Annotated in this window: 22 protein-coding genes; 11 read left to right on the top strand and 11 right to left on the bottom strand. The window is 60.9% G+C overall.

Annotation, left to right across the window (positions count from 1 at the left end; translation table 11 throughout):
- Positions 1-16 precede the first annotated feature (16 nt).
- From AC13DJ_RS07015 to AC13DJ_RS07005, 3 genes are all read right to left on the bottom strand, one after another.
- Positions 17-364, bottom strand: a complete 348-nt coding sequence (locus tag AC13DJ_RS07015) for a DUF503 domain-containing protein (RefSeq protein WP_482933687.1) — start codon at positions 362-364, stop codon at positions 17-19.
- A 293-nt stretch (positions 365-657) separates the two neighbouring features.
- Positions 658-2,349: an isovaleryl-CoA dehydrogenase gene (locus AC13DJ_RS07010; protein WP_482933686.1), complete on the bottom strand. Its 1,692-nt coding sequence runs from the start codon at positions 2,347-2,349 to the stop codon at positions 658-660.
- A 2-nt stretch (positions 2,350-2,351) separates the two neighbouring features.
- Positions 2,352-2,981, bottom strand: coding sequence for a TetR/AcrR family transcriptional regulator (locus tag AC13DJ_RS07005; RefSeq protein ID WP_199458242.1), 630 nt, complete (start codon positions 2,979-2,981; stop codon positions 2,352-2,354).
- A gap of 272 nt (positions 2,982-3,253) precedes the next feature.
- Here AC13DJ_RS07005 and AC13DJ_RS07000 point away from each other — a divergent pair, with 272 nt between their 5' ends.
- From AC13DJ_RS07000 to AC13DJ_RS06985, 4 genes are all read left to right on the top strand, one after another.
- Positions 3,254-3,475 (top strand): hypothetical protein, encoded by a 222-nt coding sequence (locus tag AC13DJ_RS07000; protein ID WP_482933685.1) that lies wholly within the window; start codon positions 3,254-3,256, stop codon positions 3,473-3,475.
- 174 nt (positions 3,476-3,649) lie between these two features.
- Positions 3,650-4,681 carry a porphobilinogen synthase gene (hemB, locus tag AC13DJ_RS06995; RefSeq protein ID WP_482933684.1) on the top strand — a complete coding sequence of 344 codons (1,032 nt, stop codon included), beginning with the start codon at positions 3,650-3,652 and terminating at the stop codon, positions 4,679-4,681.
- 40 nt (positions 4,682-4,721) lie between these two features.
- A complete protein-coding gene (gene ppk1, locus AC13DJ_RS06990) occupies positions 4,722-6,863 on the top strand; it encodes a polyphosphate kinase 1 (RefSeq protein ID WP_288370285.1) in 2,142 nt (713 codons plus the stop codon).
- A 43-nt stretch (positions 6,864-6,906) separates the two neighbouring features.
- Entirely contained in the window at positions 6,907-8,199 is a 1,293-nt protein-coding gene (locus tag AC13DJ_RS06985; protein WP_482933683.1) for a DUF945 family protein, read from the top strand.
- Positions 8,200-8,272: 73 nt separating this feature from the next.
- On the opposite strand, the gene coaD is transcribed toward AC13DJ_RS06985, so the two are convergent.
- The 4 genes from coaD to AC13DJ_RS06965 all read right to left on the bottom strand — a co-directional run bounded on the left by coaD (position 8,273) and on the right by AC13DJ_RS06965 (position 12,656).
- A complete protein-coding gene (gene coaD, locus AC13DJ_RS06980) occupies positions 8,273-8,755 on the bottom strand; it encodes a pantetheine-phosphate adenylyltransferase (RefSeq protein ID WP_022988472.1) in 483 nt (160 codons plus the stop codon).
- A 241-nt stretch (positions 8,756-8,996) separates the two neighbouring features.
- The gene (locus tag AC13DJ_RS06975; RefSeq protein ID WP_482933682.1) at positions 8,997-10,589 is read right to left on the bottom strand and encodes a GMC family oxidoreductase N-terminal domain-containing protein; all 1,593 of its coding nucleotides are present in this window, start codon (positions 10,587-10,589) and stop codon (positions 8,997-8,999) included.
- 25 nt (positions 10,590-10,614) lie between these two features.
- Entirely contained in the window at positions 10,615-11,205 is a 591-nt protein-coding gene (locus AC13DJ_RS06970; protein ID WP_482933681.1) for a hypothetical protein, read from the bottom strand.
- 5 nt (positions 11,206-11,210) lie between these two features.
- Positions 11,211-12,656 (bottom strand): coniferyl aldehyde dehydrogenase, encoded by a 1,446-nt coding sequence (locus AC13DJ_RS06965; RefSeq protein WP_482933680.1) that lies wholly within the window; start codon positions 12,654-12,656, stop codon positions 11,211-11,213.
- 174 nt (positions 12,657-12,830) lie between these two features.
- On the opposite strand from AC13DJ_RS06965, the gene AC13DJ_RS06960 reads away from it, so the two are divergent.
- Positions 12,831-13,493, top strand: a complete 663-nt coding sequence (locus AC13DJ_RS06960; RefSeq protein ID WP_058341968.1) for a TetR/AcrR family transcriptional regulator — start codon at positions 12,831-12,833, stop codon at positions 13,491-13,493.
- 185 nt (positions 13,494-13,678) lie between these two features.
- Here AC13DJ_RS06960 and yihA read toward each other — a convergent pair whose 3' ends face one another.
- Positions 13,679-14,323, bottom strand: a complete 645-nt coding sequence (gene yihA / locus AC13DJ_RS06955; RefSeq protein WP_022988467.1) for a ribosome biogenesis GTP-binding protein YihA/YsxC — start codon at positions 14,321-14,323, stop codon at positions 13,679-13,681.
- Between the two features lie 181 nt (positions 14,324-14,504).
- Here yihA and AC13DJ_RS06950 point away from each other — a divergent pair, with 181 nt between their 5' ends.
- The 3 genes from AC13DJ_RS06950 to AC13DJ_RS06940 all read left to right on the top strand — a co-directional run bounded on the left by AC13DJ_RS06950 (position 14,505) and on the right by AC13DJ_RS06940 (position 16,828).
- Entirely contained in the window at positions 14,505-15,113 is a 609-nt protein-coding gene (locus AC13DJ_RS06950) for a c-type cytochrome (RefSeq protein ID WP_482933679.1), read from the top strand.
- A 154-nt stretch (positions 15,114-15,267) separates the two neighbouring features.
- Positions 15,268-15,903, top strand: a complete 636-nt coding sequence (locus AC13DJ_RS06945; RefSeq protein WP_058341966.1) for a thiol:disulfide interchange protein DsbA/DsbL — start codon at positions 15,268-15,270, stop codon at positions 15,901-15,903.
- 64 nt (positions 15,904-15,967) lie between these two features.
- Positions 15,968-16,828, top strand: coding sequence for an endonuclease/exonuclease/phosphatase family protein (locus AC13DJ_RS06940; protein WP_288370298.1), 861 nt, complete (start codon positions 15,968-15,970; stop codon positions 16,826-16,828).
- A gap of 66 nt (positions 16,829-16,894) precedes the next feature.
- Here AC13DJ_RS06940 and rpmG read toward each other — a convergent pair whose 3' ends face one another.
- The 3 genes from rpmG to radC form a co-directional block, all read right to left on the bottom strand.
- Positions 16,895-17,050, bottom strand: coding sequence for a 50S ribosomal protein L33 (rpmG, locus tag AC13DJ_RS06935; protein WP_008173465.1), 156 nt, complete (start codon positions 17,048-17,050; stop codon positions 16,895-16,897).
- A gap of 11 nt (positions 17,051-17,061) precedes the next feature.
- Complete coding sequence (gene rpmB / locus AC13DJ_RS06930; RefSeq protein WP_011786975.1) at positions 17,062-17,298, bottom strand: 50S ribosomal protein L28; 237 nt, start codon at positions 17,296-17,298, stop codon at positions 17,062-17,064.
- Between the two features lie 218 nt (positions 17,299-17,516).
- On the bottom strand, positions 17,517-18,191 hold the full coding sequence (radC, locus tag AC13DJ_RS06925; protein ID WP_011786974.1) for a RadC family protein: 675 nt from the start codon (positions 18,189-18,191) through the stop codon (positions 17,517-17,519).
- A 179-nt stretch (positions 18,192-18,370) separates the two neighbouring features.
- On the opposite strand from radC, the gene coaBC reads away from it, so the two are divergent.
- From coaBC to AC13DJ_RS06910, 3 genes are all read left to right on the top strand, one after another.
- Positions 18,371-19,585, top strand: a complete 1,215-nt coding sequence (gene coaBC, locus AC13DJ_RS06920) for a bifunctional phosphopantothenoylcysteine decarboxylase/phosphopantothenate--cysteine ligase CoaBC (protein ID WP_199458234.1) — start codon at positions 18,371-18,373, stop codon at positions 19,583-19,585.
- Positions 19,582-20,043, top strand: a complete 462-nt coding sequence (gene dut / locus AC13DJ_RS06915) for a dUTP diphosphatase (RefSeq protein ID WP_022988462.1) — start codon at positions 19,582-19,584, stop codon at positions 20,041-20,043. The genes coaBC and dut overlap by 4 nt, the downstream gene beginning before the upstream one ends.
- Before the next feature lie 96 nt (positions 20,044-20,139).
- Positions 20,140-22,773, top strand: coding sequence for a phosphomannomutase/phosphoglucomutase (locus tag AC13DJ_RS06910; RefSeq protein WP_482933678.1), 2,634 nt, complete (start codon positions 20,140-20,142; stop codon positions 22,771-22,773).
- The last annotated feature ends 27 nt before the right edge of the window (positions 22,774-22,800 follow it).

Genomic DNA, 22,800 nt, shown 5'->3' with positions numbered 1-22,800 from the left:
GTTACGGGGGCATGGCTCAGAGGATTTCCCGGTGGATGTCGAGAATGGGGGCGTCTATGCGCTCCTGTATGTCTTTTTCGACCTGGTCCAGGCGCTGGGTGATTTGCTGGGCGCTGGCGCCCAGGGCGGCGACGGTCCAGGTGGCGCAGTCGAGGGCTTCGTGGTCGGCGGTTTCAGCCACGGCCAGGTCGGGTTCTTTGCCCCAGATGGCTTTCATGGCGGTGAAGGCTTTGCGTTTGGCTTTGAGGTCTTCGCAGCCGTAGAGCTGGAAGTGCAGGGTGAGGACGCCTACGTGGGGGGTGATGTCCTGGTGCTGTTGTGGGGTTTTGCCTTCTTTCAGCAGTTTTCTAAGGGCTTCTGACATGGTCTGATACCGCGTGTTGGTGCAGGAACCGGCGGGGGATGGCTTTCCAAAAACCGCTCCTTCGGCACCCCTGCGGGGTCCGGCCCACAATCGTAGATTGTGGTCGTTCGGCTGTCGCATGAAGCTTTGCTTCATAAGCGCTCGGCCGAACCCATGTGGCGCTTCTGCTCCGCCATCCATGGCTCCACACATTTTTGGAAAGCTAATCCCCGCCTGCTCTCGGGCATTGTTCGGGGAGCCCCCTTGGCCGTTTTGGCAATACACGTCGTTTGCCGCTCCAAGGGGCTGTAGTCTCAGCCTACTACAGGCGTCCCCCGTTTGATAATCGCCGCCGGGTTGGTGCCGGAGGGCAGGTTGCCGTAGTTCATGCCGCCGTTGTTTTGCAGGCGGGAGGCGCAGAAGGCGTCGGCGACGTCTTTGTCGCCAAAGCGCAGCAGCAGCGAACCCTGCATGGTCAGGGCCATGCGGTCGACGAGGTTTCTGGCGCGGTACTGGAAGTCGCTGATGTCGGCGAAGTCGTGTTGCAGTTGGGCCAGGTATTGGTCGAAGCGGCGGTCGGCGCCTTTGGCTTCGGCGGCTTCTTTGAAGAAGGCGTCGAGGGTTTCGGGTTCTTTCTGCAGGGCGCGCAGGGTATCCAGGCACTGGACGTTGCCGCTGCCTTCCCAGATGGCGTTGACGGGGGATTCCCGGAACAGGCGGGGCATGATGCAGTCTTCCATGACGCCGCTGCCGCCGATGCATTCCATGGCTTCGTAGGCGTGGTTGGGGGTGCGTTTGCAGATCCAGTATTTGCCGACGGGTGTGGCCAGGCGGGCGAGCAGGCGTTCGTGTTCGCTGTCCTGGTTGTCCATGGCCCGGGCAACCCGCATGGTGTAGGCGAGGGCGGCTTCGTTTTCGATGATCAGGTCGGCCAGGACGTTTTGCATCAGTGGCTGGTCGCTGAGGGTTGCGCCGAAGGCGCTGCGGTTGTGGCAGTGGTGCGTGGCCTGGGCGACGGCCTGGCGCATGCCGGCGGCGCTGCCGATCATGCAGTCGAAGCGGGTCATGGCGACCATTTCGATGATGGTTCTTACGCCGCGGCCTTCTTCGCCGACCATCCAGGCCAGTGCGCCGCGGATTTCCACTTCGCTGGAGGCGTTGGCGACGTTGCCCATTTTGTTCTTGAGCTGCTGTACCTGCCAGGGGTTCTTGGTGCCGTCCGGGCGCCAGCGGGGCATCAGGAAGCAGGACAGGCCGCTGGTGGTCTGGGCGAGTACCAGGAAGGCGTCGCACATGGGGGCGGAGACGAACCATTTGTGGCCGACCAGTTCGTAGGGCTGGCCGGGGCCTTGCTGGCTCATCGGGTAGGCCATGGTGGTGTTGGCGCGCACGTCGCTGCCGCCCTGTTTTTCGGTCATGGCCATGCCGATGGTGACGGAGGTTTTTTCGCTGTCCGGTACATTTCGGCTGTCGTATTCGTTGGCCAGGATTTTCGGGGCCCAGAGTTTGGCCAGGTCCGGCTGGTTCTGGATCGACGGGATGGCTGCGAAGGTCATGGTCACCGGGCAGCAGTGGGCCGCCTCTACCTGGGAGTGCAGGTAGTACTTGGCAGCGCGGGCAACGTGGGCGCCTTTGCCGGGGTTGGTCCAGGGTGAACTGTGCAGGCCATTTTCCAGGGCCACTCGCATGAGTTCGTGGTAGGCCGGGTGGAAGGTGACTTCGTCAGTCCGGTGGCCGTAGCGGTCGTGGGTGCGGAAGCCGGGTTTGTTGGCGTTGGCCTGGTTGCCGAGTTCGATGGTGTCGGCCAGGCCGGCCCAGGCCCCAAAGCGGGTGAGGTCGACGTTGGCGAAGCCTGCGCCTTCCCGCAGAACGGCTTCCCGCAGCGAGGTGTCCTGTTCGTAGAGGTTGTAGTTCTCCAGCGGCCGGGGCTGGTTGATGACCTCATGGGTGGCCGACAGGTAACGGTTGTCGGTGGCGGACCCGGTTTTGCGCTGCGGGTTGTTCATGTTTAGCTCCTGGTGCCGGTCAACCCCCGTAGGCAGAAACAGACGATGGTGTCGACCAGTTCATTGTCATTGTTGTCGTTGTCCGGTAGCTCGCTGGTCTGGGTTGGAGACAGCGGGCCTACCAGGGCTTCGGATATCGCGCCCACCAGACATGTAGCGGCCAGGCGGGTGTTCTGCTCCGGGATGGTGCCTTCGGCGATGCCTTCCCGGATGGCTTGTTCAAACAGGTTGGCGTAGGCCCTGCGGTACGCCAGTCGTTCTTCTTCTACTTTCGGGTCCACCGGCTCGGCAATCAGCGCCCAGGCTTTCATCGGGCCTTTCAGGGCCCGTTGGGCGAACTGGCGCAGGGCGTGGTCCAGACGCTGTACCGCATTGCCTGTTATGGCCAGGGCTTCGGCTACCTTGTCGACTTCGCGCTGGGTCGCCAGCCGGAAAATCTCCGCAAACAGGTCTTCCCGGGATTCGAAATGCCGGTAAATCGTGCCGGTTGCCACGCCGGCGAGGCCGGCAATTCGGGTAACTCGGGCGCTCTGGAAACCGCCGTCTGCCACGCATTCCCAGGTGCTTTCGATGATCTTCTGGCGCGCCTGGGCTTTGCGTTGGCGCATTTTTTCAGTTTCACGATAAGCCATGCCGGCTCCTTGCAAGCAGTGAATCATTATTCATTCTTTGTGTCAATTTGAAGGGCCTGACAGGTGATGGGATTGGCCCTTCAAAATCAATGGCATGCGTCTGTTTACAAAACGTTACAAAAAAGTGGTTGTCAGGAAATAGCGCCGTCAACGAAACCGGATTATAAAGACGCCAAGACGGGGCCGCAGGCGGCCGGCAGTCGAGACGGGGTGCTGCCCGGGAGGGCGTACAGGGCACCTGAAAATCTGTTTTCGTTGATGGAGAAAAGAGCATGAGTGAATTCGACGAAAGCAATCTGGAGCAGTCTGGTAACTGGGGCAGCGACAGCGAGGATAACCATTCTGTTGCCGGCCGTGCCCGGGTGAGGGCCCAGCTGCAGTCAGATATCGAAGCCTTTTTGCAGGGTGGCGGCAAGATCCAGGCAGTGGTTACCAGCTTCCGGGCTGATACCCCTCGCAAGGTGGAAGTGGGCTTTAACAACCGTTCCATCTGAGTTCCTTCCCCGATTTCCCTTCTTTACCAGGGCGGCCGGTTCGGTGCCGTCCTGGTTTTTGTCATTGAATTGTCATCCGAGTACTGCAGACTTGCCCCCGGCCCTGCAACAGGCGGCTCACCGGGTGTATGATGTCATGACTTTCCAAGGCCATCCATGTTCAGGAGGTATTTCATGCCCAAACCACGCCAGCCGCTTTCCAACCGAGCCTATCCGGCTACCCGTCTGCGCCGCAACCGTGCCAGTGATTTTTCCCGGCGCCTGGTGCGGGAAAACCAGTTGTCGGCGGACAACCTGATCTTCCCGGTGTTTGTGCTCGAAGGCGAGAACCAGCGTGAGGCGGTGCCGTCCATGCCGGGTGTGGAACGACTGAGTATTGACCTGCTGGTCGAGCAGGCGGCGGAGCTGGTTGAGCTGGGCATTCCTGCGGTGGCGCTGTTCCCGGTGGTGCCGGCGGAGAAAAAGAACCTGTCCGGCTCTGGCGCCTGGGATTCCGATGGCCTGGCCCAGCGTGCGGTGCGGGCGCTCAAGAAAGCCCAGCCGGAACTGGGTGTGATTACCGATGTGGCGCTGGACCCGTTCACCACCCATGGCCAGGACGGCATTATCGATAACGACGGTTACGTGCTCAACGATGTGACCGTAGAAGCCCTGGTGAACCAGGCCTTGTCCCACGCCGACGCCGGCGCCGATGTGGTGGCGCCCTCCGACATGATGGACGGCCGGGTAGCCGCCATTCGTGAAGCCCTGGAAGGTGCCGGTTATGTGAATACCCGCATTCTGGCCTACTCTGCCAAGTATGCCTCCAGCTATTACGGCCCGTTCCGGGATGCGGTCGGTTCCGCCGCCAACCTGGGCAAGAGCAACAAGTCCACTTACCAGATGGACCCGGCCAACAGCGACGAGGCCATTCACGAGGTGACCATGGACCTGGCGGAAGGTGCCGATATGGTGATGATCAAGCCGGGCATGCCGTACCTGGACATCGTGCACCGGGTGAAAACCGAACTGCAGGTGCCGACCTTTGTTTACCAGGTCAGCGGTGAGTACGCCATGCACATGGCGGCGGCCCAGAACGGCTGGCTGGATGGCGATGCGGTGATGATGGAAAGCCTGATGGCCATGCGCCGGGCCGGTGCCGATGGCATTCTGACTTATTTTGCCGTGCGCGCCGCGAGACTGATGAGAGACCGCGCGCGGGCGTGACGCAGGCGACCGCCTGCCCAGACAACGGATATGGATAGCGATGACTACTGAAACTGCCAAGCAGACAATCGATGCCGAACTGAGCGTGCCTGCGCCGGTTGAGCTTCCGCCGGTAGGCGAGGAAGTGAACCTGGACGCCAGCGAGAACTACTTCAACCGGGAACTGAGCCAGCTCCAGTTCAACTACCGGGTACTGAAGCAGGCGCTGGACACCACGCATCCTTTGATCAACCGGCTGATTTTCTGCTGCATTTTCAGCAGCAACATGGACGAGTTCTTCGAGATCCGGGTGGCGGGCCTGCGTCAGCAAATGAAGTACGGCCGGGAAACCGTGGGTGTGGACGGCATGCAGCCGGACCAGGTGCTGGCGGAGATCAGCCGGGTAGCCCACGAGTATATCCATGAGCAGTACGACATCCTGAACAATGTCCTGATTCCCGAGCTGGAGCAGGAAAACATCCACTTTGTGCGGCGCCGGGAATGGACTCCGGCCCAGGCAGAGTGGGTGCGTACTTACTTTGAAGAAGAGATTCTGCCGGTGGTCAGCCCCATCGGGCTGGACCCGTCACACCCGTTCCCGCGCCTGGTGAACAAGAGTCTGAACTTTATCGTGGAACTGGATGGCAAAGACGCCTTTGGCCGGGAAACCGGCATGGCCATCCTGCCGGCGCCCCGCTCGTTGCCCCGTCTGGTGCGCCTGCCGGATGAAGTCTGCGAAGGTGGCGAGAACCTGGTGTTCCTGTCGTCGATGATCCACGCCCACGCGGATGAGCTGTTCCCGGGCATGGAAGTAAAGGGCTGCTACCAGTTCCGTTTGACCCGTAACGCTGACCTTGAGCTGGAAGATGACCTGGAAGACCTGGCGTCGGCCCTGCGCGGCGAGCTGCTCAGCCGTCGCTTTGGTGACGGTGTGCGCCTGGAAGTAGCCGATAACTGCCCGGAAGAACTGGTGCAGTTTCTGTTGCGGGAGTTCGGGCTGACCGAGCGTGACCTGTACCAGGTACAGGGCCCGGTGAACCTGACCCGCCTGATGGCCGTGGGTGGTTTGGTAGACCGTTCTGACCTGACTTATTCCAGCTTCTCGCCGTCCATTCCGCGCCAGATCCGCAGCAAGGAATCGATGTTCGATGCCATCCGCAAACGGCCGATCCTGTTGCTGCATCCCTACGAGAATTTCAGCCCGGTGGTAGACCTGCTGCGCCAGGCCGCGAAAGATCCGAATGTGCTGGCCATCAGGCAGACGCTTTACCGGACCGGTGCCGATTCGGAAATTGTCGAAGCGCTGGCCGATGCCGCCCGGCGCGGCAAGGAAGTGACCGTGGTGATCGAGTTGCGGGCCCGTTTCAGCGAGGCGGAAAACCTGGAGCTGGCCAGCCGGTTGCAGGAAGCCGGGGTGATCGTGGTGTATGGCGTGGTGGGCTACAAAACCCACGCCAAGATGATCCTGATTGTGCGCCGGGAAGAAGGGCGCCTGCGCCGCTATGTGCACCTGGGTACCGGTAACTACCATGCCGGCAACGCCAGGCTGTACACCGATTACAGCTTCATGACCTGCGACGAGTCTATTGGCGATGATGTCAACAAGCTGTTCCAGCAGCTGACCGGTATGGGTAAGGCCCTCAAGATCAAGAAGCTGTTCCATGCACCGTTTACCCTGCACAACCGGCTGATCAGCCTGATCGAGCGCGAGGCCAGCTATGGCGACAAGGGCCGGATTATCTTCAAGTTCAACGCCCTGACCGAGCCGCAGATGATCAAGGCCCTGTACCGGGCCTCCCAGGCCGGCGCGAAGGTTGACCTGATTATCCGGGGCATCTGCTGCCTGCGGCCGGAAGTACCGGGGCTGTCGGATAACATCCGGGTGCGTTCGGTGATTGGCCGGTTCCTGGAGCATACCCGGGTGTATTACTTCGGTAATAATGGCCGTCCGGAAGTTTACTGTTCCAGTGCTGACGGCATGGAACGCAACCTGCTGCATCGGGTAGAAACCGCATTCCCGGTGGAAGAGCCGGCACTGGTGGCCCGGTTGCGGGAAGACCTGGATACCTACCTGGCGGATAACTGCCAGGCCTGGGTGCTACAGCCCGATGGCAGCTATATCCAGAACCAGCCGGCCGAGGGTGAAGAGCCCTTTGCCTCCCAGCTGGTGCTGTTGGAGCGCCTGACCAGCAAGCCGGTCTGAGCCCGGATACAACAATAACTACCTAGATAACAGGACTCTGATTTTGAAATTCAACAAGTGGTTGGTTGCCGGCGGAGTGATTCTGGTCGGTGCCGGCCTCGCGCCCTGGGGCGTGGGCTATGTGACCGAGCAGCAGTGGTCCCGGGCTGCCCTGGAAGTAAACGCTGCCCAGCCGTTTGTGCACCTGGAAACCCAGCAGTATCAGCGTGGTGTGCTGGCCTCCGAAGCCGCTGGCACCCTGACCATTACCGACCCGGCCCGGGGCGACAGTTACCGGATAGGCTTCCGGGTGAAGGTGTCCCACGGGGTGACCGGCAGCCTGATGGATTTCCGCCCGGACGCCGGCTGGCAGCCGGAGGGCGCCAACTGGTTTCGTGGTGAAAAGCCCCGCCTGACCCTGGAAACCCGGATTTGGGGCTCGGCCACCCTGGTGCTGGAAGCGCCGGCAATGGCGATCGACAACCCGGCATCGGGCGAGTCCCTGCGCAGCAGCGGTGGCCTGGCCAGCATCAGTGTGGGCAGTCTGGGTGAGCAGGCTGATCTGATGCTGGTGTGGCCGGCACTGTCGCTGTCCGGGCCGGAGCTGGATCTGACGGTGGAAGATGCCCACCTGGAGCAAAGCCTGTCCTGGTTAAGTGGTGATATCTGGACCGGAACCGGCACCTTGTCGGTGGAGTCCCTGTCGGTACAAAGCCCGGGTGTGGAGCCCGTGGTCCTGAATGGCCTGGCCATGACCAGTGCCAGCGAGGCGAAGGACCAGGATCGTCGGCTGGATTCAACCCTGGAGCTGGATGTGGCGTCGGTGAGCGTCGGCAGTGACGCATTCGGCCCCCAGCGGATGGCGGTTTCGGTGGATAACCTGGATGTGGCTGGCTGGAATGCCTTCAGTTCGGCCATGACAGACCTGCAGGCGATGACGGTCAAGGCCGGGGCTGGCGGTGGTGTCAGCTTCGAGCAGCAGATGGCGGTGATGCGGCGGTTTAATGAGTCGATCCGTGACCTGGCCGCTGCGGGTTTTTCGGCCGGGATCCGCGAGTTGAGCCTGGAAACGCCGGAAGGGCCGGTGCAGGGCAGCCTGGATATCTCTCATCCGGAATTGGCCGGGGCTGAAAAGGACGCCATGCTGATGGTGATGCAGGGCCTGACCGGCGAGCTGGATTTTTCCATGCCGATGGCGCTGGCCGAAGACTATGCTGCGGTGCGCATGCAGGTAGCGCCGCTGATCAAGCAGGGTTTGCTGGTTCAGGAGGGTGACCGGCTGGTGATGGATGGCCGCATGGAAGATCTGGTGCTGGACATCAACGGGCTGCAGATTCCGCTGCCACCGCTACTCTGAGCTCAGACCGCTGCCTGTGCTGGCAGCGGTTCCGCTAATTTTCCGCTTTTGCTTTTCTTCTCGCCAGCCGGGCTCAGGCCTGGCTGAATTTTTGTTTCAGCGCCTCGGCCACCGCCGGATCGACAAATTCCGAGATGTCTCCGCCCAGGGATGCGATTTCCCGGATCAGGGTGGAGGAAATGTAGGACAGGTGGTTGGCCGGGGTCAGGAACACGCTTTCGATTTCCGGGGCCAGCCGGCGGTTCATGTCGGCGAGCTGGAATTCATATTCGAAGTCGGAGACTGCGCGCAGGCCACGCAGGATGACGGTGGCGTTCTGTTCCCGCACAAATTCGGCCAGCAGGTTGCTGAAGCCGGTGACGGTTACGTTGGGTACGTGGGCGGTGGCTTTGCGTACCAGTTCGCAGCGTTCTTCGAGGTTCAGTAGTGGCTGCTTTTTCGGGTTGTAGGCGACGGCGACGACGATTTCGTCAAACATGCGGCCGGCCCGTTCTATGAGGTCGGTGTGGCCGTTGGTGATGGGGTCGAAGGTGCCCGGGTAGATGACTTTTGGCATGCGCAGCTCCTTTTGTTTGTGGGCGGTAGCATAGCAGCGTTGGGGGTTGTTCTGTAGTCCGGGACTTTGGGTGATCGGTTTTATAAATTGGTGCAGGTCACAGGCTGGGTGGCTCTGTCCGGGAAACGCTACAAGCACATCCCTGTGCGCTTGACTCCGGCCATCCATGGCCTCCGACATTCCCGGACAGAGCCACCCAGCCCGCGCCCCTGACTAAGTGCAGCCTTCCCCGGGAACTTCGTCAGCTTGTCAGTTTCTGCGCCAATCGGGTGCTGTTCCTCGCCGCCAATGCATAAACCGACAACTGCGGGTTCGCGCCGATACTCGTTGGAAAGATCGATGCGTCGTGGATGCTGAGGTTGGGAACCTGGTGGTGTTCGCCGAAGCCGTTGACCACGGAGTCTTCCGGGTTGCTGCCCATGCTGCAGCCGCCCATCTGGTGGGCGGTGAACAGGCGGGCGCGGTGAGGTTTCATGGGGAGTTCGGCGATCGCTGCCTTGGCTTCGGCCCAGGTTTTGTACCAGGTGGAATCCAGGTGCATGGCGCGGACGGCTTCGGCGCCGGCGGCGAACTGGATTTCGGCCATGTGCAGGTAGGCCTGGCGGATGCCTTGCCACAAGTAGTCGGTTACCGGGTAGTCGAGTACCGGGCTGCCGTCGTCGCGCAGGGTGACGGTGCCGCCGGGGCTTTGTTCGTGGAAGCCGTCGCGCAGCAGGGCGATGACAGACTGCATTCTGGCCAGCTGGCTGAGGTCGGCGAGTTGGTCCGGGCCGTGGCCGGGGACGACGCCGGCGGCCATGGCCGGGTGCAGGGGGGGTACTTCGAGTTTGTAGCCCACGGGGCCGTCTACGCCCTGGCTGAAGTTGAACTGGTCCGAGTAGATGGACTGGGGTGCGCCGTAGAAGGGGTCTACGTTGGCCGGCATGCGGGCCACGGTGGCGTTAACCGGGTGGATGAAGGAGCGTTTGCCCACGCGCTGGTGCGGGTCGGGCAGTTGCGAGCGCAGTAGCAGGCCCGGTGAGCCGATGGCGCTGGCGGCGACGACAAAGTGCCGGGCCTTTAGGGTGACGGTGACGCCGGAGGGGGTTACGCCGTCTGGCCCCATGGCGCAGGCCTGCAGGTGGTCGATGCGATCCTGGTTCATGACCAGTTTTTCGGCGCGCAGGCCGTGGTACATGCGGGCGTTGTTGTCGAGGGCGCCGGGGATGGTGGTCAGCAGGGCGCCTTGCTTGGCGTTGGTGGGGCAGCCCACGCCGCAGTAGCCGGAGTTCCAGCAGCCTTTGACGTTTCTGGGAATCACCTGCCAGGTGTAGCCGAGTTTTTCGCAGCCCTGGCGCAGGATGTCGTTGTTCAGGTTGGGGTCGGTTTGCCAGGGCGCCATGGTGTGGCGTTCTTCCCGGCCCTGGAACCAGGGCGCCATGGCGTCTGGTGCCAGGCCGTCGAGGCCGAATTGCCGGCTCCAGTAGGTGAGGGTTTCGTCCGGGGTGCGGAAGCTGCTGGTCCAGTTGACGGTGGTGGAGCCGCCTACACAGCGGCCCTGCAGTATGGCGATGGCACCGTCGGCGGTGGTCCGGCTCATGCCTTCCTGGTAGAGATTGGCGTAGGACGTCAGCTCGTCCATCTTGAAGTCTTTCTGGTAATACAGCCGGCCTTCTTCCACCAGGATAACGGCCAGGCCTTGCCGGGCCAGGATTTCCGCGGTGGTGCCGCCACCGGCACCGGTGCCGATGACGACCACATCGGCTTCTGCGGTCTGGTTGCTGGTGAGGGTGCTGGCGTCGGTAACCTTCCAGCCGGCGGCGAGGCCCCGGGCAATGGGATCATTCATGGACATACTGCGCTCCGTAATCCGGGGTCTGTCAGGTGTTTTTGAACTGGGGTAAGACGTTCACGATCCATTCCTGTGGCCCGGGGTATCCGGTCAGGTGCCACTGGTTCTGGTGGCCGTAGAAGGCCACGTTGCAGATCTTACTGAGGGCGATGTAGCCGTTGTTGAGCAGGCCGATCCGGCTGTTGCGCCAGCGGTTCAGGAAGGCGTCGGCTTCGCCGGTGGTCACGGATGGCCAGTCGGACCAGACCCGGGCCAGGGTGACCCGGGTGGGGGCAAAGTTCAGCAGGTCGAACAGCTTGCGCAGTTCTTTCTGGTTGGGGGCGCCGAACTGGACGATGCCCTGGTCGATGCGCTCGATGGTGGCCGCAACGGCAAACTGGCGCTGGTTTGGTTCTTCCGGCAGGGCGCCGGCGAACATGGCCGGCAGCAGGGCTTCGAACAGCGCGATGTCGTCCTTGCTCAGAAACCGGAAGCGGTAGCTGGCGTCCATGCGGCTGTCGACCGCACTGACTCGCCCGGCCGGCGCGGTGGCGCAGCCGGACAAGCCGGCGGTGAGGCTGACGGTGCCGAGGAAGACGGCACCGCCTACCCCGGTTTTCAGGAAACTGCGCCGGTTCATGGGGCTCACCGGATAAAGAATTTGTAGACCATGCGATGGGCAGCGGTGCCGTGGGGCGCATACACGTATTTGCCGCTGTTGAACTTCTGCTTGGTGAAGATGGCCCGGTGGTGCGAGAAGGTCAGGAAGCCTTCGCGGCCGTGGTAGTGGCCCATGCCGGAGTCGCCGATACCACCGAAGGGCAGGTCGTCCTGCGCTACGTGCATCAGGGCATCGTTGATGCACATGCCGCCTGAGTGGGTGTTGTCCACCACGTGCTGCTGCTGGGTTTTGTCGTAGCCGAAGAAATACAGGGCCAGCGGACGCGGGCGTTCGTTGATGTAGTGGACGGCTTCGTCCAGGCCGCTGTAGCTGATCACCGGCAGGATCGGGCCGAAGATCTCGTCCTGCATCACTTTCATGTCCGGCGTGGTTTTCAGCACCAGGGTCAGCGGGATCTTGCGGGTGCCTTCCTTCATGTCTTCGTTGGCGGGGTTGATTTCAACCAGTTCGGCGCCCTTGCTCCGGGCATCTTCAAGGTAACCCTGCAAGCGGTCGTACTGGCGTTCGTTGATGATGGCGGTGTAGTCGTCGTTGTCCCGCAGACTGGGGTACATTTCGGCGAACCGGGCGCGGAATTCATCCACGAAGGCCTGCACCCGGTCGGCCGGGCACAGCACGTAGTCCGGTGCCACGCAGGTCTGGCCGGCGTTGAAGGCCTTGCCGAAGGCGATACGCTGGGCGGCGTCTTCCATGGGGACATCCGGTGACACAATGGCGGGCGATTTGCCGCCCAGTTCCAGGGTCACCGGAGTCAGGTTTTCGGCGGCGGCCCGCATCACCAGCTTGCCCACCGAGGTGGAGCCGGTAAACAGCAGGTGATCAAACGGGCGCTGGGAAAAGTCTGCGGCGACGTCTGCTTCGCCGGTGATCACTGAGACCATTTCCTCCGGGAACATGGATTCGATGATTTCCTTGAACAGGGCCGAGGTATGCGGCGTGTACTCGGACATTTTGATCATGGTGCGGTTGCCCGCAGCCAGCGAGGCCACCAGCGGGCCCACGGCCAGGTACAGGGGGTAGTTCCAGGGCACGATCACGCCCACCACGCCCTTGGGCTGGTAGTGCACCTTGTTGCTGGCCGGCTGGAACAGTACCGAGACATGGCGCTTGGACGGCTTCATCCAGTCGCCCAGGTTCTTCAGGGTGTAGTTGATGCCCTGAATGGACGGCATGACTTCGGCAATCAGGGATTCATCCTTCGAACGGCAGCTGAAGTCCCGGTCGATGGCATCGGTGAGCCGGTCCTGGTTGCTCAGCAGGGCGCGCTTCAGGCGTTTCAGGTTTTCCTTGCGCTCGGTGAGGGATGGCATCGGGTTGGCGCGGAAGGCTTTTTTCTGCTCTTCGAAAACCCGGTGGGTGTGCTGGATCTGTTTCTTGCTCTCGGTGAGCTGAACAACGGTGGCTCCCATTTTCTCTCCCCTTGCCGTCAGGCCTGCCTGTACAGCTTGTTGTTATCGGTGGCTGCAATCCGGTGGATTTGCACTTGCGGCTATTATTAGAGTATATACTCTAGGCAGTCAAGAAGCGGTGGATAGCCCATCGGGCCATCTGCGAGACAGATAACAACAAACACCGGCGGGCGAATGAAAACCAGAGACAAAATTCTGCTTTCCAGTCTGGAGCTGTTCAACGAGCGGGGTGAGCGCAATATCACCACCAACCATATTGCCGCGCACCTGGCCATTTCTCCGGGCAACCTGTATTACCACTTCCGGAACAAGTCCGACATCATTTACGAGATCTTCCAGGAATATGAAAATCTGGTGGATTACTACCTGGATATCCCCGAAGACCGGGCCATTACGCTGGAAGACCTGACCTTTTACCTGGAGTCGGTCTTTGACGGACTCTGGAGTTACCGGTTCTTCCACCGGGACCTTGAATACCTGCTCGACAGCGATCCGCGCCTGCGCCGGGACTACCGGGAATTTACCAACCGCTGCCTGGCCGCTATTAACCGGATTTTCGGCAAGCTGGCGGAAGCGGGCATTATCGAGCCTCAGCCCGAAGAGCTGCGTTCGGCCATGTCACTGAATGTCTGGCTGGTAATCACTAACTGGATGGCATTCCTGAAAACGGCCCACGCCAGCGAGGAGTCGGCCAGCCTGACTCTGACCGAGCTGAAGCAGGGCATTTACCAGGTGCTGACGCTGGAAATACCGTACCTGACGCCTGAATACCGTGAGCGGGTGATGGTACTGCGAGAGAAGTATCGCCCGGTTTTGCCGGAGGCGGTGCCGGCTTGATTGTAGCTGGCGGTTATTTTTTGAGCAGATTTTGAACTTTTGGAAGAGTGCGGTGTCACAGGTAGTGACGTGGGAAATCGGACTTTTCTGCGTCTCCTGAGTGAGTTCTCAGGTTTAGCACGTCGCAAACCCTGACGTTTCGCCGGCCTGCGCCTTTGCAGGCCGGTTTTTTCTTTTTCTTCTGCTTATTCTTCCGTCTCTTCCGCTTCAGGCGCTTCCAGCCAGTCGGTCAGGGCCTCGCGGCATTCGTCGACGCCCCGCTTCGAGGTGGCCGAGAACATGATCAGGTGCTGTACGCAGCTAAAAGGCTTGAGTTTGCCGGCGATGCCCAGCATGGCAGTCTTGGCTTGCCCGAATTTCAGCTTGTCGGCCTTGGTGGCCAGGATCATCAGGGGCAGGTTATTGTGTTCGCACCAGTCCACCATCATCTGGTCGAAGTCGGTCAGCGGGTGGCGGATATCCATCACCAAAACCAGGCCGCGCAGGCAGCGACGCTCGTTCAGGTAGTGGCCCAGGTGTTTCTGCCAGTCGTCTTTCATGTCGCGGGAAACCTTGGCGTAGCCGTAGCCGGGCAGATCCACCAGGCGCATGTTTTCGCGATTCAGGGTGAAAAAGTTGATCAGCCGGGTGCGCCCCGGCGTTTTACTGGTGCGGGCCAGCTTGCCGTTGGCGGTGATGGCGTTCAGGGCGCTGGATTTGCCGGCATTTGAGCGGCCGGCAAAGGCCACTTCAGCGCCGAAATCCGGTGGGCATTCATCCAGCCGTGACGCACTGATCAGAAATCGGGCGCTGTTGAATGAGAGGCTTTTTTGAGTCAGATCAGAGTCCACGACGGTTGGCGTTCCTTTGGATTTCAGTTATCGGCGATTAATGTATAATGCTACACCAATTCAGGGCGGGACGCCTCGCGTTACCGCTTTAGCCCCGGTTATGAGCCTGTTTTGTCAGTGCTTGCCGGTTGCACAACGAAGAATACTTTCAAGATGCAAAGATGAGAGAAGCGGAGCGAGCATGAAAAGACTGATCGCAGGAGTTGTTCTCGGAGTTGGCCTGACAGCAATGGCTCACGGGGCAGGAGATCCGGCAGCGGGTGAACAGAATGCAGCGGTATGTGCCGGCTGCCACGGACAGGGCGGAGCCAAGCCAGTAATGACTGTGTATCCGAAGCTGTCCGGTATCGGCGAGCGTTACACATACCTGCAGCTGGTAGATATCAAGAACGGCGACCGTCCGATTCCTGAAATGACAGGCCTGCTGGACGCCATGTCTGACCAGGATCTCCAGGACCTGGCAGCCTATTTCAACGAGCAGGACATGGTGGTTGGCCAGGCTGATCCAGAGCTGGTGGAACAGGGCCAGGCCCTGTACCGTGGCGGCAACATGGCTTCCGGTGTTCCGGCCTGTTCCGGTTGTCACAACCCTCGTGGTACCGGTAACGAGCCTGCGGGCTATCCGGCACTGAGTGGCCAGACTGCCGAGTACGTTGCCAAGCAGCTGAATGCCTACCGTTCCGGTGAACGCGCTGGCGGTGCCAACGCAGCCATCATGATGGATGTGGCCTCCAAGCTGACCGACGCGGAAATCGAGGCAGTTGCCAACTACGTTTCCGGCCTGAACTGATCGTTCCTGGTAACGCTGCGTCAGAAACCCCGCTTCGGCGGGGTTTTTGCTATTTACCTTTCTGTAACGATTTGCCCATGGCCTGCGGTGGAACTTTTTCCGTATGCTGGGTCATAATTCCCGATAACTCAAAATCATGGCTCGGAGATTTTCGATGATCAGAAGCTTTGGCTCTGTTGTATTTCTTGCAGCTGCCCTGCTTGTTTCAGGCGTGGCAAATGCCCAGTCCTGGCAGGATGGCAAACATTACCGCACGCTGGATAACCCGGTTCGTACCGCCTCAGACAGCGGTGTCGAGGTGGCCGAGGTGTTCTGGTATGGCTGCCCCCACTGTTACAACTTCAAGCCCCTGGCGGAAGCCTGGGAAGAGAAGGCGCCGGAGTATGTAAACTACGTTCGCCTGCCGGCGGCCCTGGGACAAAGCTGGGAGCCCCATGCCTACGCTTTCTACGCCCTTGAAGCCATGGGTGAACTCGACAAGGTGCACGACGCCCTGTTCAATGCGCTGGCCGGGGAGCGTCGCCCGCTGAATTCTGCAGAGGCACTGGCGGATTTCGTGGCTGACTACGGGGTGGACGCCCAGGAATTTGTCGACACCTACAACAGCTTCGGCGTACGTGCCCGGGTGCAGCAGGCGCAGTCCAAGATCCGTGGTGCGCGCATCACCGGAACACCGACTATGCTGGTAAATGGCAAGTATGTGGTCAGTGCCTCCATGGCTGGCAGCCACGAGAATGTTCTTCAGGTAGTCGAATACCTGGCCGAGCAGGAGCAGGCAGGAGCCGAGTAATACGGTGGCCGCGTGCCAGCGCTGACGCTGGCCGTTTTCTGGAGCAGTCCGGGGATTTGCGCGCATGTATAAACGGATCCGCAATCAGCTGAACGGGATTCTGAAATCGCAAGAAAGCCCCCGGGGTGCCTGCTCGGGCAGCGAGCATGTGCCCGAGTTTGAGGCCCACCGCCATATCCGTTTGCTCACCTTTAATATCCAGGTGGGCATCAATACTTCGTCATATCACCACTACCTCACCCGCAGCTGGCAACACTTCCTGCCTAACCGCCGGCGCATCGAGAACCTGGATCGAATCGCAACCCTGCTCAGCCAGTACGATGTGGTGGCTTTGCAGGAGTGCGATGGTGGCAGTCTTCGCAGTGGTTATATAAACCAGGTGCAATACCTGGCCGAGGCGGCAGGCATTCCGTACTGGCATCAGCAGCTGAACCGTAATCTGGGGCAGATTGCCCAGCACAGTAATGGCCTGTTGAGCCGGTTCCGGCCGCTGGACGTGACCGAGCACAAGTTGCCGGGAGTGATTCCGGGCCGGGGAGCCATCATTGCCCGTTACGGGGCAGAGGATGATCCCCTGGTGCTGGTGCTGATGCACCTGTCCCTGAGTAAGTCGGCGCAGCAGCGCCAGCTGGGGTATATCCGGGAGCTGATTGCCGACTACCGGCATGTGGTGCTGATGGGGGATATGAATGCCCATGCAGAACAACTGCTGACCAGGACGCCCCTGAAAGAAACCGACCTGATTCCGCTGCCGGATACCGCCCACAGCTTCCCCAGCTGGCGGCCGGAAAAGGCGCTGGATCATATCCTGGTGAGTCCGTCGCTGGAGATCCGCCGTTCTGAAGTAGTGAGCTATCCGGTGTCGGACCACCTGCCCATCGCCATGGACGTCGCCCTGCCCAAGGGATACCTGCAAACCTTCTGATCCTGCTCCAGATTCAGGCACAAAAAAACCCGGCCATGGCCGGGTTTTTCGTGGAGGCAGGATCAATTACTTGATCTTGGCTTCCTTATACGCAACGTGCTTGCGGACAACCGGATCGTACTTTTTGATCTCGATTTTTTCCGGGGTGTTACGCTTGTTCTTTTTGGTCGTGTAGAAGTGACCAGTACCTGCTGATGAAACCAGCTTGATTTTCTCGCGCATGATGCGGCTCCTTAAACTTTCTCGCCGCGGGCACGAAGATCGGCCAGCACAGCGTCAATGCCTTTTTTGTCGATGATGCGCATGCCCTTGGTGGATACGCGCAGCTTCACGAAACGCTTCTCGGACTCAACCCAGAAACGGTGGTTCTGCAGATTCGGCAGAAAACGACGACGAGTGTGGTTCATCGCGTGGGATACATTGTTACCGGTAACCGGACGCTTACCGGTAACCTGACAAACTCTGGACATACTTGCCTCCGACCTGAGCAATGGTCTATCTATACGAATTCGTTATTTAATGCGTCTCTGGTTGCTCCGGAGCCATAACTGCTACCGGTTCGCGCCTCTAAACTGAACGCTGCTCGCCAGACGCCGCCAGAAAGGGACGCTTTTATACCAGAACTGGCCAGCCAACGCAAAAAATTGTTGGGAAATTGTCCAGTTTTCCGGTGGCGACCCCGCAGCGGTTACATCAACCCTCGTTCAGCCAGCGATATTACCTCACCGTGGCCAATAACCATATGGTCAAGAACCCTGATATCCACCAATCCCAGCGCTTCCTTCAATCTGCGGGTCAGGGAAATGTCGGCCTGGCTGGGCTCGGCCACGCCACTGGGATGGTTGTGGGCGAAAATGACGGCTGCGGCGTTGTCTTCCAGGGCCTGGCGCACCACTTCCCTCGGATACACGGCTGCGCCGTCGATGGTGCCCCGGAAAAGCTCCCGGTACTGGATGACCCGGTGGCGGTTGTCCAGGAACAGTCCGGCGAATACTTCGTGGGGATAGGTGCCCAGCCGGCTGGTGAGAAAGCGCCGGGTGTCTGCCGGTGAGCGCAGCGGATCACCCTGGCGCAGGGGTTCGTCCATGACCCGCCGGGCCATTTCCATGGCGGCCTGCACCTGGGCGTACTTGGCGGTACCCAGGCCTTTCACTTGCAGAAACTGCCGGCGGGAGGCGGTCATCAGCCCCCGCAGGCCGGAGAATTCGTCAATCAGGTGTCGTGCCAGCGCCATCACCGGCATGCCGGTCGTGCCGGTGCGCAGAAAAATGGCCAGTAATTCGGCGTCAGACAGGGATTGGGCGCCATGGGCGAGCAGGCGTTCTCTGGGCCGCTCGTCGGTGGGCCAGCTGGAATCGGTCATCCGGGCTTCCTTGCTTTGGTTTGATACGGGCGATGCGTCCTGCATCGGGTTCTCAGAATTACAAAGGTTACCTGAAAAGGTAACATTTGGTAAACGAACGGGGTGGCCGCGCAGGCTGCCTGCCGGCCCGTGGCGTGCTATCTTATAACCCTTTCATTTTACGGGATTACGGAGCCCCCATGGCTGCCAAGCGAATTCTGCTGGGAATCACCGGTGGCATTGCCGCCTACAAGAGTGCCGAACTGGTCCGGTTGCTGAAAAAAGCCGGGCTGGAAGTGCGGGTTGTGATGACCCGTGGTGCCGAGGCGTTCATAACGCCACTGACCTTCCAGGCCCTCAGCGGCGAGCCGGTTCGTACGTCCCTGCTGGACCCGGAGGCGGAAGCCGGCATGGGGCATATCGAACTGGCCAAGTGGGCCGACCAGGTGGTGGTCGCGCCGGCGTCTGCCGATTTCCTGGCCCGGCTGGCCCAGGGTATGGCAGACGACCTGCTGACCACGGTGTGCTGTGCTACCGAGGCGCCGATCGCGGTTGCGCCGGCCATGAACCAGGCCATGTGGAAAAATTTCCGCACCCAACGCAACGTTCAGCTGCTCTCAGAAGATCCACAGATTACCCTGTGGGGGCCAGATCAGGGTGAGCAGGCCTGTGGCGATACCGGCCCGGGCCGGATGCTGGAGCCGGAAGCCCTGGCCCGGCTGGTTATGGCGCCGCCGGAACCCCCGGCTACGGGAGTGCTTGCCGGTCGACGGCTGGTGATCACTGCGGGGCCAACCCGGGAGCCCATTGACCCGGTGCGCTACATCTCCAATCACAGCTCCGGCAAGATGGGCTACGCCATTGCCCGTGCCGCAGCGGCGGCCGGTGCCCGGGTGGTGCTGGTCAGTGGCCCGGTAAACCTGCCGGCCCCGGAGGGCGTGGAAGTGCGCCCGGTAGTGACGGCAGGGGATATGCTGCGGGCGTCCGAGCAAGCGGTCACCGAAGGTTGCGATGTTTTTATCGCCACCGCCGCCGTGGCGGACTACCGGCCGGAAAACTGCGCCGGCGACAAGATCAAGAAAACCAGCGAAGCCATGAGCCTGGCGCTGGTGCGCAATCCGGATACCCTGGCCACCATCGCGGCCAGGCCTGATGCGCCCTTTACCGTGGGCTTTGCGGCGGAAACCACAGACGTCGCCCGCTACGCTACCGACAAAATGCAGCGCAAGAAACTGAACATGATTGTGGCCAATGATGTCTCTGCGCCGGGGCTGGGCTTTAACAGCGACCAGAATGCCGTTACGGTTTTCTGGCCGGAAGGCCAGGAGTCCATCGGCCCGGACAGCAAACAGGCCATCGCAGAGCGACTGGTTACGCTCATTGCCAGCCACAGTGACAGGATTGAAAACGCATGACCAAGAAGAATTTACAGGTCCGGATTCTGGACGACCGTATCGGAACCGGGATCCCGTTTCCCTCATACGCAACCGACGGTTCTGCCGGCCTCGACCTCAGGGCCTGTGTCCAGCAGCCGCTGACGGTGGCGCCCGGGGAAACCCACCTGATCCCCACCGGCCTGTCGATTTATATCGAAGACCCGGCGCTGGCGGCCATGATCCTGCCTCGCAGTGGCCTGGGCCACAAACACGGTATTGTGCTGGGTAACCTGGTGGGGCTGATCGATTCGGACTATCAGGGCGAGCTGATGGTGTCCTGCTGGAACCGGGGTCAGACCCCGTTCACCATTGAGGTGGGCGAGCGCATTGCCCAGCTGGTGCTGGTTCCGGTGGTTCAGGCGGAGTTTGAAGTGGTGTCGGAGTTCCATGCCAGCGAACGGGGTGCCGGCGGATTTGGCTCTACCGGGAGCCACTGACCACACCCTAAAGGCTGAGAGCCGTCAGCACGGCTGCCAGCTATACTTCGCAGAGCAAGGCAGCATCGGGACTCAAAAATAACTGCGGGATGCACTATGAAATTCGGTAAAAAGAAGAGCAAAGAGTCCGCCCAGGACCAGACGCCGGAACAGAGCCCAGTAGAGCAAAGTAGCAAGTCACAGGAGCCGGTGGCCAAAAGGGGTCGTCGCCTGGGGTCGGTTGCGTTGCAGCAAGCACTGGCAGTGTTACTGGCCGGTGTGGTCGCTGTGCTCGCCGTGTATTTCCTGTCGGTGATGCCGGCGGCGGAAAAGCGCCATGAAGCATCGCGTCAGGTGGAAGCCGACAGCGCCCAGCAGCGCCTGAATCAGTATTTTACCGCCCAGCAGGAACAGGTTCAGGCCATCGCCAACCAGCCCCATGTGCTCCGGGGCCTGGCTGGAGACACCGGTACCGAGGCGTTGGCCAGCCAGCTGCAAACCGCCTTGCCCGGCGCCAGTTCGGTGTTTGTCTTCCCCTATGGTGATATCCCGCGGGCTGGTAATAACGGCTCCTTGCTGGGGTTTGCCGGTGCTGAGCTGGCTCGTCGGGCCGAAAAAGGTTTGCCGCTGCAGCCAGACGCCTTCCCCCGGGATGGTGTCTGGTATATCCAGTTTGCTGCGCCGGTCCGGAATCCGGTGAGCAATGCGGTCGTCGGAACCGTACTGGCTGTCTTTGATGCTGACATTCTGCAACCGATGCTGACGGTCTCCAATGGCCGGCTGGGCGGTCAGCTGGCCTTGGTCCAGACCATTTCCGGCAGTTCCGGAACCGTTGCCAGCGCCGGTAACGGAAACGGGCCCTCAGAAACCCGCACATTGACCAACCCGGACTGGTCCGTGGTGTACCAGGCAGCCTCGGCGCCGGAACCGGTGGTCAGCCCCATGGCACTGGCACTGCTGATCGGTATTCCGGCCCTGCTGGCAGCGCTGCTGGTGTGGATGCTGCTGGCGGCAGCCCAGCGCAGTATCCGTGAAGATATGTCTGCGCTGATCCAGTGGGCCCATAAGGCCTTTGTCGGTGAACGGCTGCGCCTGCCGGCGTTGCATTGGGATACGGTGGCCTCAGCCGGCGAAGTGCTGCACCGGTTGTCGCTGGCGGTAGACAGCCGGGTAAACAAGGCCGGCGAGAATGGCAACGGCAAGCCCGCCCGGGCCAGTGCACTTGCCTCCGATAGCGCCGCTCCCATGTTCCAGGACGACATTCCCGATGTGGATATGATGGATGGCGATGAAGACGTCCTGGGCTTCGGCGATGCCCCGATGTTCGACGACGAACTGTTTGACGAGGATGAACCGGTTCTGGCTGAGACCTCGCAGGTGGATGTGCGGCCGGAAATTTTCCGGGCCTATGATATCCGCGGCATTGTTGGCGATAACCTGACCGAGGACGTTGTCGAGGTTATTGGCCGGGCCATCGGCTCTGAGGCGACCGACCGGGGCGTTACGTCTTTGTGTATCGGTTACGACGGCCGGCATTCCAGCCCGGGCCTGGCCGATGCGCTGGCACGGGGTGTGCTCTCCACCGGTTGTAACGTGATCGAGGTGGGCGCAGTGCCCACGCCGGTGCTGTACTTTGCCGCCCACCACCTGGAAACCGGCTCTGGTGTGATGGTGACCGGCAGCCACAATCCGGCCAACTACAACGGCCTGAAGATTATGCTGGGGGGCGAAACCCTGTCCGGCGATGCTATCCAGAAGCTGTATGACCGCATCCAGAATGCCGACTTCAGTGCCGGCCAGGGTGAGTTGTCCCGGGAAGACGTGCGCCGGGCCTACCTGGACCGGATCGTCGGTGATATTGCCGTGGCCGCACCCCTCAAGGTGGTTGTGGATGCCGGCAACGGAATTGCCGGTGAGCTTGGCCCCATGTTGCTGGAAGAACTGGGTTGCGAAGTGACACCGCTGCATTGTGACGTTGACGGTGACTTCCCCAATCACCATCCGGACCCGGGCAAGCCCGAGAACCTGCAGGACCTGATCGCGAAGGTGCAGGAAACCGGCGCGGATATCGGCCTGGCCTTTGACGGCGATGGCGACCGGCTTGGCGTGGTGACCAACAGTGGCAAGATTATCTGGCCCGATCGCCTGCTGATGCTGTTCGCCCGGGATGTGGTGTCCCGCAATCCGGGTGCCGATGTGCTGTATGACGTCAAATGCAGCCGTCGCCTGGCTGGGGTGATTTCCGAAGCCGGTGGCCGGCCCATTATGTGGAAGAGCGGCCACTCCCTGATGAAAGCCAAGATGCAGGAAACCGGTGCCTTGCTGGCGGGCGAACTGAGCGGGCACATCTTCTTTGCAGAGCGCTGGTACGGCTTTGATGACGGCCTGTATACCGCCGCCCGCTTGCTTGAAATCCTGGGGATTGAAGATCGCCACAGCGATGAGGTGTTCGAGGACTTCCCGGAAGACATCAGCACCCCTGAGCTGAATGTACAGGTTACCGAGAGCGACAAGTTTGCCATTATCGAACGCCTGGAGCAGCAGGCTGAGTTCGGCGACGGCAACGTCAGTACCATTGACGGCCTGCGGGTAGACTACACCGATGGCTGGGGCCTGTGCCGGGCATCCAACACCACGCCGGTGCTGGTGCTGAGGTTCGAGGCCGAAAACGAAGACGCCCTGGAGCGGATCAAGTCCGTGTTCCGGGAACAGTTACAGAAAGCGGCACCGGACCTGGTGGCCGATTTCTGATTCAAACCATTCTCTGACAGTAAGGAT

The organism is Marinobacter sp. L-46 (assembly GCF_056859535.1).
Note: the sequence above shows the minus strand (reverse complement) of the source record. Positions and strands in the feature narration are given on the sequence as shown.